4 protein-coding genes are annotated in these 5205 nt (G+C 65.4%); 3 read left to right on the forward strand and 1 reads right to left on the reverse strand.

Translation table 11 applies throughout. From position 1 onward, the window contains the following. Nucleotides 1–183: 183 nt before the first annotated feature. From IF61_RS0131670 to IF61_RS33050, 3 genes are read left to right on the forward strand one after another with little or no spacing between them, the layout of a single operon-like run. A complete protein-coding gene (locus tag IF61_RS0131670; protein ID WP_245684697.1) occupies nucleotides 184–1296 on the forward strand; it encodes a tyrosine-type recombinase/integrase in 1113 nt (370 codons plus the stop codon). Beyond that, on the forward strand, nucleotides 1293–3770 hold the full coding sequence (locus IF61_RS36720) for a tyrosine-type recombinase/integrase (protein WP_211264965.1): 2478 nt from the start codon (nucleotides 1293–1295) through the stop codon (nucleotides 3768–3770). Before IF61_RS0131670 ends, IF61_RS36720 begins: the two co-directional genes overlap by 4 nt. After that, a complete protein-coding gene (locus tag IF61_RS33050) occupies nucleotides 3767–4297 on the forward strand; it encodes a DUF6262 family protein (RefSeq protein WP_030370001.1) in 531 nt (176 codons plus the stop codon). Before IF61_RS36720 ends, IF61_RS33050 begins: the two co-directional genes overlap by 4 nt. A 230-nt stretch (nucleotides 4298–4527) precedes the next feature. Here IF61_RS33050 and IF61_RS36145 read toward each other — a convergent pair whose 3' ends face one another. Next, the gene (locus IF61_RS36145) at nucleotides 4528–4671 is read right to left on the reverse strand and encodes a hypothetical protein (RefSeq protein ID WP_157848741.1); all 144 of its coding nucleotides are present in this window, start codon (nucleotides 4669–4671) and stop codon (nucleotides 4528–4530) included. Nucleotides 4672–5205: the final 534 nt, after the last annotated feature.

Raw genomic sequence — 5205 nt, forward strand, 5'->3', positions numbered from 1 at the left:
CGTTCTCTGGGGTTTCGGCAGTTGCTGTCTGACGTAGTACCCATATCCCCCATCTGGTGGTGTTAAAGGGGTTCTTTGGGGGTGTAGCTCTGCGGTGGATCGTAGTGACCGGTCTATGACGTAGAGGTACAAGTGCGCACATTCCCCATCCATATGCCGTCAGGCACCAAGTACTGGACCGTCGTGAACGACGAGCTCGAAGTGGTTGCTGATGCCGACCGCTTCTTGAGAGAAGTCCGGCTGGCCCGCGGCCGAGCCGAATCGACAACGAAGGCGTACGCCGAGGGCCTGTCCTTGTTCCTTCGCTGGTGCGACCGCACGGGGCGGGACTGGCGGACCGCAGCCCGGGACATGGGACTGTTCATGCTCTGGCTGCGGTGGACGCCGGGCAACGGCGGTCAGCAGCAGGTGGTGGTGCCGGGGCCGGGGGCTAAGCCGGTCCGTGGAGACACGCGGATCAATAAGGTGCTCACGGCCGTGCGGATGTTCCTGGTCTACGCGGTGGTGAACAAGGTGGCGCCGGCCTGGGTGATCGAGCAGATCTACGAACTGGGCGATGACCGCGACCTGCCGATGGCGGCGAGGGGCGAGAGCGGTGGGATGCGCTACCGGCTCCGGGCCCGCCACCGGCTGCAAGAGCCGGAGACAGCGATCGACCGCGCCAGTGATGAGGAAGTCGTGGCGATGTTCCTGGCCTGCCGTTCGGCGAGGGACCGGCTGGTCATGCTGCTGCTCTCGCGGGTGGGCCTGCGTCCGGGGCAGACCGCGGGGCTGCACCGCTGCGACGCTCACATGCTGATGGACTCCCGCTCTTTGGGCTGCGACGTCGAGGGGGCCCACCTGCACGTCATCCGGCGGCAGAACATCAACGGCGCCTGGTCGAAGTCGAAGAAGTCGTGGGTCATGCCGGTGGACTTCCTGGTGGTGCAGGCTTTCGACCAGTACGCGCTGGAGCGTCACGAGGTCCTGGGGGCTGGCGGCAGCGACTTCGTGCTGGTGAATCTCTTCCGCCCGCCGTTCGGCTCGCCCATGACGACCGAAGCGATCGGGGAACTGTGTGAGTCGTTGTCCCGACGGGCGGGCCTGGGCCGACGGGTCGGGCCGCGGATGTGTCGGCACGCGATGGCCAGCAACGTCGTCGACGCCGGCGGCAAGTGGGACGAGGTCCAGGCCCTGCTCGGGCAGAAGAACCCGGCCTCGCCGCAGCCCTATCTGCACCCGAAGCCCTCCCGGCTCCGCGAGGCGGTTGAACGTGTTCCCTCCCCGCGTCTGCCCCTGGGCGGTGACGTCCAGTGAGCCTGGCTATCGCCACACCGCAGCCAGCTGAGGAAGACGCGGCCGTCACGGCCCTCATGGCCGCCGTCCAGCCCGACTTCCTGCAACTGCTCGGCTGGGACGCCGAGGTCCGCTTCCTGGTCTTTCCTCGTTCCCACCCGCAGTTCAGTGACTCTGAGTGCCTGGTGAACGGCTGCGACAAGATGATCTACTACCCCTCCCAGAAGGGCCTGTGCTCGGGCTGCACAAGGCGCTGGAAGGCTAGTGATCTGCCCCTTGAGGAGTTCGTGGTCACCGCCAAGCGGTATTGGAGGGCCACTGGCGTCATCCCATGCCGGGTTCCCCAGTGCGAGCGGGCGGGGAAGAACAGGCCCTCGCCCCTTTGCGCGACTCACCTCTATCAACAGCGCAAGATCCACAAGCTGCCGCTGGAGGACTACCTCGCCCTCCCCGAAGTGCGGCCACTGCCAACCTTTGGCCCCTGTTTGGTCGCCGCCTGCGACCGGCAGCGCGACTACCTCAACGGCTACTGCCAGGCTCACGCCCAGCGGCGACGCATTGACCAGCGCAAAGGCACCTTCGGCGACGAGGACCAGTGGCGGCGGACCACCAGGGCTGTTTCGGAGAGCGGTCGTGTCAGCCTGCGGGGCCTGCCGGACCGGGTGGTCGCCGAGATTCTCTACGGCCTTCAGCAACGGGTCGCTGAAGGTCTTCGGCACAAGGACTACGTGCTGCGTTCAGTGGCGAATGCCGCTCGCGCCCAGCAGGTGACTGCGCTGGACGAACTCACGGTTGGCGGCCTGAACAGGCACGACAAAACGCTGGTCAAGAACTTCATCAAGCACATCGGCCGTTTCGGCCTGTCCCCAGAGACCGAGCGCCACAAAGACGTCTGGGACGCCACTGCCTTCGGCCTAAGCGGCAGGCTCTCCTTCGAGAAGATCACCCAGAGGTGGCTACGGGAAGCGACTCAGGCATGGGCCATCGATGACATCCCTCGGCGCCGGGGCAAGAACCGCCGCCGTGTTGTCCAAAGCCGCATCAACTCCCTCGTCCGTCTCTCCGAGAGCCTCCGGCTCAACCGCCCCGATCACGGGGACGACCTGCGGCTGCTCGGCCGCGACGATGTGATCGCCTTCCTGAACCGGCTGTGGTTCCTCGACGAACAGGGTGAGCTCTCGATCCACACCCATGTCTCGATCGCCCGGGACGCCCGCCGGTTGCTGGTTCGGATGCGGACCTTGGGCCTGACCCAGCCGGGCCAGACTCTGCACGGACTGCCGGACGACTTCGCGCTACGAGAAGAGGACATCCCCGACGATCCCGAGGACTCCGAGGCCGGTCGCGACCTGCCGCCGGAGGTCATGCGGCAGCTCTGCGACAACCTCGACTCCCTTGAGGAGATCTCGACCCCCGACATCCGCACCGGGGTCGAACTGATCATCGACACCGGACGGCGGCCCGATGAGATCTGCAAACTGCCGCTGGAGTGCCTCGACCGGGACGAGGACGGCAGCCCCGTGCTGGTCTATGACAACTTCAAGTCGCTTCGCAACGCGCGCCGCCTGCCCATCGCCGGCGCGACCGCCGCATTGATCATCAAGCAGCAGGGCCGCGTCCGCGCGCGCTTCCCGGACGCACCGCCCGCCAAGCTCAAGCTCTTCGCCGCTCTGGTGGCCAACCCCTACGGCACGAAGGCGATGACATCGCAGTGGCTCTCCACCCAGCATCGGGTCTGGGTCAACTCCTTGCCCAACTTCTTCCTCCCCACGGTGGTGGAGGAGGACGGCGAGCGCGTCACCAGGATGCTGCCATTCGACAAGGAGAAGATCTTCCCCTACGCCTACCGGCATACCTACGCCCAGCGGCATGCCGATGCCGGCGTCCCCGTCGACGTCCTGCAATCGCTCATGGACCACAACCAGGCATCGACCACGCAGCAGTACTACCGGGTCGGGGAGAAGCGCCGACGCGAGGCGGTCGAGCGCGTCACGGCCATGCAGTTCGACCGGCACGGCAGCCGTGTCTGGCGGCAAGCGAAGACCCTGCTGGACTCCGAGCATGTCCGCCGGGCAGTCGGTTCAGTCCAGGTCCCTTACGGCGTCTGCACCGAGCCATCGAACGTCGCTGCCGGCGGAGGAGACTGCCCCGTCCGCTTCCGCTGTGTCGGCTGCGGCCACTTCCGCACGGACATCTCCTACCTTCCCGACCTAGAGGCATACCTCGCCGACCTGCTCAAAAACCGCGAACGCCTTGCCGCCTTCGTCGACGCCGATACCTGGGCCAAGGCCGAGGCCATGCCCTCAGACGAGGAAATCGCCCGCGTCCGGCGCCTGGTCCAGCGCGTCCGCGCTGACCTCGACGAGCTCACCGACGAGGACCGGGCCCAGATCCAGGAAGCGGTCACCCTGGTCCGCCGCGGCCGCACCGTCTCCCTGGGCATGCCCCGCGTCCCCCAGCCCAGCCCCGACCTCCGCCCCAGCAGGACCACATGACCAACTCCATGATCGACGGGCGGCGGGCCGACTCGGCCCGCCGCCGCGAACGCGTCCTCAAAGCCCTCGACACCCTGCTGCGAGGCGGCCAGGACATCACCGTCTCCGGCCTCGCCCGCGCGGCGAAAGTGGACCGCACATTCCTCTATCGCCACCGGGACCTGCTCGAACGTGCCCACGCCGCCGCCACCGCGCCGCTAGAGGAGGGCCGCGTCGCAGCAGTCAGCCGGGCTTCCCTGCAAGCCGACCTGGCCAACGCTCTGGACCGAAATCGACGCCTTGAGAGCAGAGTCCGTCAACTCGAAAAGCGCCTCTCCGATGAGCTGGGCCAAACAGCGTGGAAAGAGTCCGGCCTCGGGGCGGCAGCTGATATTGACCAGCTTCAGCGACGAATCACGACGCTGGAGCAGCACGTCACCGATCTCCAGGGCCAGCTTGGGCAGCGCAACGAAGAGCTGGAAGCGGCTCGCTCTATGAACCGCGAACTAACGATTCTCATCAATCAGAAATCGGCCCCACCGAGATAGCAGTCCATTCCGGACCCGCGCTCTCGCCTGTGACAGCAAGGGCCCGAAGATCGCCATCGAGAGAATTGCGCAAGCCGGGAAGATCAATCCCTCTTGCGCTTCACATTCTCTAGTCGGCTAGGTTACGCTGGCATCTGTTTCGGCTACCCGGCAAAGGGCTAAGCCGAGCGAGTGCGAACGAGGACAGTCGTCCGCACCCATTGGCCCCCCGAGGGCGCATCAGCACCTGGTCACGCCTCTTCTCTGATCGCTTGGATGATCAGGATGAGCTCCGGTCCGGCGATGATGATGCCGACTATCACCACCGCGAGAACTGCTATGAGCGCACCCCAGCGAGCGGGGTGACCGAGTAGCCACCGCAGGAAGCCCAGCATAAGGCCCAAGGTGTCCACCTCCTTCCTGTGTGAGGAGATACAAAAATGCCCCGACCTGGATGGGCTTTCCGTGTCGTCACTGGGACAACTCGGGAGTTCCATCAGGCCGGGGCTTGCTCGGGATGAGAGATAGCCTCCATCGCCTTCACGTATGCTCGACACGTTCACCCTACCTCCGGCACACCCCGAAGTCACGCTTGATCGAAAGTCTTTGTCAAGGGAATACCTAGGATCGCTCACTATTCCGAGGTAAATCACCAGGAATTCACAGGAGATCCTCACGCCTCGCCGGAGCCGGGGATGCCATGCCTCAGCCCGAGAAAATCGTCAGTCGATGCACGGCTCGCCGAAGTCATGGAAAGCCAATCGGTACATCGTCGAATCGCAGCGCCTGACACCGCTTCGCCCCCAGATCACCCTGACCGGGGATAGACCCACAGCTGTTGCACTGACTACGCTCTTCCACACCGGCGTTGAGCTGCACCGATGCCTAACTGGCTGTCAGGGCAACAGGACGCAGCCCCAGAGAAGCGG

The organism is Streptomyces roseoverticillatus (assembly GCF_000719265.1).
Taxonomy (GTDB): Bacteria; Actinomycetota; Actinomycetes; order Streptomycetales; family Streptomycetaceae; genus Streptomyces; species Streptomyces roseoverticillatus.

Bases quoted from the DNA above. Each gene is read 5' to 3' on its own strand.
- IF61_RS33050 (WP_030370001.1), top strand. From the start codon at position 3,767: ATGACCAACTCCATGATCGACGGGCGGCGGGCCGACTCGGCCCGCCGC.
- IF61_RS36145 (WP_157848741.1), bottom strand. From the start codon at position 4,671: ATGCTGGGCTTCCTGCGGTGGCTACTCGGTCACCCCGCTCGCTGGGGT.